This is a genomic window from Kordia sp. (assembly GCF_045105435.1).
In the GTDB taxonomy this organism is placed as follows: Bacteria; Bacteroidota; Bacteroidia; order Flavobacteriales; family Flavobacteriaceae; genus Kordia.
Genome location: NZ_JBGCDL010000233.1, coordinates 1 through 5,193 on the forward strand (window position 1 = coordinate 1; position 5,193 = coordinate 5,193).

The window sequence follows — 5,193 nt, forward strand, 5'->3', positions numbered from 1 at the left end:
AAGATCGCATGTTAGAAAAACTTCCAGAATCCGAAGAAGTATTCATCAAAAACATGCAAAAGGAAACACTGGACTTACCGTATTTATACAATCTCATCAATCTTCAAAAACTTGTAACCACATGAACACATTTTTCTATTCTGTAACTTTTCATTCGTATTGGTTGCATCAAGACAAAGCAGGACAAAGTGTCGGCGTCGATAACAGTCCGATACTGGAAGACGATCATCCTATTTTTGGCGGAAAAGCCTTAAAAGGATTGTTTCGAGAACAAATAGCAATGTTACAAAAGTGTAATGCACTCGCTACAAAAGCAGAAAACTTAACACAGTTGTTTGGAAAGCCATACACACTTCAAGGCGATATCAAATTCAATTCAGTGCGATTGGGAGAATTTGTTCCAAAAAACTATCATCATTTATTCTTTAAAGATGTAACGACAACTGCTATAGAAGCAGACACCAAACAAGCCAAAGAGCATTCGCTACGAACCACAAAAGTTGTCATTCCAATGCGATTGGAAGGAACGATTACCGTTGAAAACATGGTTGACGAAACTAAGCTTGAAAACCTAAAACAAGATCTGCATTTGATGGCAGGATTAATCAAAGAAATTGGAAAAGACAGATACAAAGGCTTGGGCAGTTGTGTCGTAAAAATTGAAGAACCATGCAACACTATACAGTAACTATTACCGCTAGAGAACCGTTGGTGTTGCGAACCCAATCGGGTTCGGAAGTACAATCGGATGTTGTCGATTATGTACAAGGCGCAAAACTGTTGGGACTCGTCGCGAAGCAATCTTACGCAGCATTGAAAACACAAAATAAAGATGCTGTTTATGAATTATTTCATGCTGGAAATGTTCGTTTTGGCAATGCGTATCCAATCTGTCAACAACAAGTTGGATTGCCTGTGCCGTTTTCGTTGTATAAAACAAAAGATGCGGAAGGCAACAATAGCTTTACGTTTTCTCCAACGGGAAATCACAAAAAAAAGCAACAAAAAGAAGGTTTTGTCATTGCTAAAGACGCGCAACTTTCACTTTTCACTGTACCACAAGGCGAGCGATTAAAATCTGCTAGAGATTTAGAAAATCGACGTTCTAAAGACAAAGAAATGTACTTATACAGCTATCTAAAAAGAGGTGTGCAATTTCAAAGTACAATTTCAGTAAAAAAACCTTCCGACGAAATCACAGAAGCAATTCAAAATCTTAACGGATCGCATTATATTGGGACTTCCAAAGGAGAATTTGGATATGTCACCATAGAAGTTTCTGAAACTGCAAAAGTTGAAGAAGTAGCCGATGTAAAAGGCAAACAAATCATCATTTATGCGTGGAGCGATTTGATTTTTTTGAACGAATTTGGACGCTATACCACGCAAATAAACGCTGCTGATTTTGAAATTACGAATGCAAAACTTACTGAAGAAGATTCTTTCATACAGTTTAAATCGTTTCACACGTATAATTCCAAAAGAAGAAATGAAGATGCCGATCGTATTGCGATTAAAAAAGGCAGTGTGTTAGTGTTTGAAAGTACAGAAGACAATCAAGACATTGAAATTAGCGCACAAACGATCAACGAAGGTGTTGGCGTACACAAATCGGAAGGTTTTGGACAAATTTTGGTTAATCCTGAATTTTTGCATTGCGAAGTCATCAAAGAAACCACTGAGGGAATTCGCTTGAATTTGATGAGTGAAGCTAAAGATGTTGAAAGTGACTTCTTAAAACAGCTTTCACAGCGAAATGAAATCATTCAAAAAGATCATGCAACCTATGAGGAAGCTAAAAAGTTTATCAAAGACCACAAAACACTTTTCGAGAAAACTACAAAAAGTCAATGGGGCGCAATTCGTAATTATGTGTTAGAAGCCATTGCTTCAGAGAATCCGAAAGAAAGCTTACGAGAAAAATTAACGGATACGAAAAAAGGGTATTTACGTGAAAAGGCAAACGCAAATTGGAGTAGACCGCAAGCGGACGTTATTGAAAGACTTTTTGAAAAATCCAATGCCGTTGCTCTCTTATTAAAAATATGTGTAGAACTTCCAAAAACCTTGAAAAATGATTAAATACCTCGCAAATATTGTCCTCGAATTGCAAAGTCCGCTTTGCATTGCCAGCGGATTGGAAAACAGTTACAGCGATACGCAAGTCCGAAGAGATTGGAACAATTTGCCTGTGATTCCTGGAACTTCACTGAAAGGAGTTATCAAATCGTTGGCTTCGGACAAAGCATTGGAACTGTTAGGGAAAGATACTGAACCGAATTCAAAAAAGAATACAGGAATAGGTTCATCTTTAATCGTGAATGATGCCTTGTTGCAAGACAGTACAGGAAAAGTATATACGCAATTGAATAATGCGGTTTTTCAAGATAGATTATTAAAGCATTACAAAATCTTACCGAATCGAGAACATGTGTGCATTAATTATTTGGGTGTTACGGATGGAAAAGGAAAATTTACCAATGCGATTGTACACAAAGGTAGTCGTTTTCAATTGCAATTAAAATTGGAAGTTAATAAAGCTAAAGATGCAATATGGGAAGAAATACTAACCCTTTTCTACCGTCGAGATTTCTTATTGGGAAGTCAAGCCACCAATGGTTTGGGACGTGTCAAACAAATTTCAATCATACATAGAAAATTTGATTTTAGCAATATGGACGATTTACAAGACTTCTGTGCCTTTACGCCGTATTCAGCGATTGCAAATGGAAGTAAGTTTACACCGAAAACAATAGAATCAGCTTTTAAACTATACAAACAATTTGAATTTACAACCGATGCCATTCATATCGGAGTCGGTTATGGAGACGATGAAGTCAACGCAACCAACTTAAAAGAAAAAGAAATGGTTTGGGATGCTGGCGGAAACTTTTTAAACCCGAAAATCAATTATATAATTCCAGGCGCTTCCATCAAAGGTGTCTTGAGACATCGAACCTTTTATTACTTGTGTCCTGCGTATGATTGGAAAGCTAAAATCAGTTTACAAGATTATAAAGACCTTCAAAAAGAAGCAGAAGTAGCCTTAGAAAGTTTATTTGGAAGTAAAGCTGAAAGTAAAAATGAAAATGGTCATATCGGAAATGTCATTGTGGAAGATATTACGATTGAAAAAGATGATATCGTAGAAACACCTTTTCAACACAACAGTATCGATCGCTTTACAGGCGGAACGATTGATAAAATGCTTTTCTCCGAAAAAGTATATGCAATAAAACAACCTAAACGTCTAAATATTTGGTTGTCGTATAAAGAAGGAATAGACAAAAAAGTATTAGAAGCTTTTAACAAAGCCATTGCCGATTTAAAAGATGGTCGATTGGCTTTAGGAGGAAACACCACCAACGGAAACGGATTTTTAAAAGTAGCGAATTAGATTATGGAAAATACAATCACACAACAAATAACGACTGACCAATTATGGGATATTTTGGATGCTCAATATTCTTGGAGTGGTTATCTGTGGCAAGATGATACACATAAACCTTTTGTATTTATAAATCAACTTGTGAATTACAGAGAATATTTCACAACAAAGATTCCTTTTATTGTTGAAGGATTTTTGGTTAACGAAAATCAAACAATAAGTCTAACCATCAAAAATATTGACGGTGTGTATTACTGTTACAAAAGTGAAGGCTTTGCAGCATTAACAGCGAAAGAAACTTTTCCCGCAGTAGATATGATTAAAAAACAAGGAATTGAAGCATTACAATTTATTCCAATTTTTAAAAAGCAGAAAGATCCGCTTTCTCCTAATTTTCAAGAATACGTATATAGTCATCAAATTTTTAAAGGAATCCTATCATGAGTACCGTAACATCAGCCTATAATTTTGTCCCAATTAACAAAGAAGTATGTTTGCCTGATTGGGCTGATTATGTAAGTCAAGACATTCCCTTGCAAGGAGCATTGTCTGGAGAAATTGACCTAACCATCACCGCGAAAACGCCCATTTTCGTCAGAGGGAAATCGACTGTATCTTATCCAGAGAAGCATCAAGAATATGAATTCATGAAGCATAACGGTCGTTATTGCATTCCTGGAAGTAGCATCAAGGGAACAATTGCCAATGTCTTGGAAATTTTATCTTTTGGTAAATTAAATACAATAAACGATCATCGTTTTAGTCAGCGAGATTGGAATAATCCAGAAATTTATGACAAGCAAAGTTTTGCTCAAAAAAATAAAGGTGGTTGGTTGTATTTTGAAGGCGGAACATATAAAATTGATTACAATACAGCACAAATAGGAAGAATTGAACACAAAGAAATAGATGCACATTTTAAAACAAATTTTGTAGAATTATTTGAGAAAAAATTTAACCCAAAAATTGCTGGAGAAAATAAATCTGCACTAAAAAAATACAAACTTTTCCGTGGAAAAGAATTGAAACTTCATAATTCATTAGTTGTGTCTTACAGAAAACACAATCAAGTATATTACACAATCCAATCAGATATTAAAAATGGAGTAACAGGAAAACTTGTATTTTCAGGACAATCTTCAAAGCGAATGAAAGCAACAAAAGGAAGACATAAAGGTAAATGGATTGGAAAAAACAAAGAATTTATTTTTTGGGAAGCTAACGTTGAAAAGAAAGAAGTACCAAAACAAGTTATGAAGGACTTCTTCTTTGCGTATTATGAAGACGATTCTAAAAAACGAACTACTGATTGGGAACATTGGCGAAAAGTGCTTGCTAAAGGTGAAAAAGTTCCTGTGTTTCTTCAGTTAGATGAAAAAGGGAATATCAAGCATTTTGGCTTGTCCATGCTGTATAAATTACCTTTTGATCAAAGAGTTAAAGAGTTGCTTAAAAAACCGCATCACGAGAAAAAAAAGTATGATTTTGTAGAAACTTTATTTGGCTATTCAATTGAGAAAGAAAGTACAAAGGGAAGAGTAAGTTTTCAACATGCTTTTGCAGATGGTATTGTGAAAAAACATGATTCCAAAACATTGGTACTAGGCGAACCCAAAGCAAGTTATTATCCGTTTTATATTCCACAGAAATTTAAAAAAGATACAGATGATATAACCAAAATAAAAGATGAACATGAAACCTAGGATGATAATGTTCCGTTAGCTGGGCGCAAACGCCATCCAATCAAAACCATAGATAACAGAAAAAAAAAAAAAAAATCTGCATTTTCTACCACATTTACGCCA

Annotated in this window: 5 protein-coding genes; all 5 read left to right on the plus strand. The window is 35.1% G+C overall.

The genetic code is table 11. From position 1 onward, the window contains the following. The first annotated feature begins 121 nt into the window (after nucleotides 1-121). The 5 genes from AB8B65_RS11975 to AB8B65_RS11995 are packed head-to-tail and all read left to right on the plus strand — an operon-like array spanning nucleotide 122 to nucleotide 5,091. Nucleotides 122-688 carry a hypothetical protein gene (locus AB8B65_RS11975; protein WP_405301263.1) on the plus strand — a complete coding sequence of 189 codons (567 nt, stop codon included), beginning with the start codon at nucleotides 122-124 and terminating at the stop codon, nucleotides 686-688. Next, a complete protein-coding gene (locus AB8B65_RS11980; RefSeq protein ID WP_405301264.1) occupies nucleotides 670-2,082 on the plus strand; it encodes a hypothetical protein in 1,413 nt (470 codons plus the stop codon). The genes AB8B65_RS11975 and AB8B65_RS11980 overlap by 19 nt, the downstream gene beginning before the upstream one ends. Continuing rightward, on the plus strand, nucleotides 2,075-3,397 hold the full coding sequence (locus AB8B65_RS11985) for an RAMP superfamily CRISPR-associated protein (protein ID WP_405301265.1): 1,323 nt from the start codon (nucleotides 2,075-2,077) through the stop codon (nucleotides 3,395-3,397). The genes AB8B65_RS11980 and AB8B65_RS11985 overlap by 8 nt, the downstream gene beginning before the upstream one ends. Nucleotides 3,398-3,400: 3 nt before the next feature. Further along, nucleotides 3,401-3,832, plus strand: coding sequence for a TIGR04423 family type III CRISPR-associated protein (locus AB8B65_RS11990; protein ID WP_405301267.1), 432 nt, complete (start codon nucleotides 3,401-3,403; stop codon nucleotides 3,830-3,832). Continuing rightward, nucleotides 3,829-5,091: a TIGR03986 family CRISPR-associated RAMP protein gene (locus AB8B65_RS11995; protein WP_405301268.1), complete on the plus strand. Its 1,263-nt coding sequence runs from the start codon at nucleotides 3,829-3,831 to the stop codon at nucleotides 5,089-5,091. Before AB8B65_RS11990 ends, AB8B65_RS11995 begins: the two co-directional genes overlap by 4 nt. Nucleotides 5,092-5,193 lie beyond the last annotated feature (102 nt).

Coding starts and splice junctions, on each gene's coding strand:
- AB8B65_RS11975 (WP_405301263.1), top strand. CDS start 122: ATGAACACATTTTTCTATTCTGTAACTTTTCATTCGTATTGGTTGCAT.
- AB8B65_RS11980 (WP_405301264.1), top strand. CDS start 670: ATGCAACACTATACAGTAACTATTACCGCTAGAGAACCGTTGGTGTTG.
- AB8B65_RS11985 (WP_405301265.1), top strand. CDS start 2,075: ATGATTAAATACCTCGCAAATATTGTCCTCGAATTGCAAAGTCCGCTT.
- AB8B65_RS11990 (WP_405301267.1), top strand. CDS start 3,401: ATGGAAAATACAATCACACAACAAATAACGACTGACCAATTATGGGAT.
- AB8B65_RS11995 (WP_405301268.1), top strand. CDS start 3,829: ATGAGTACCGTAACATCAGCCTATAATTTTGTCCCAATTAACAAAGAA.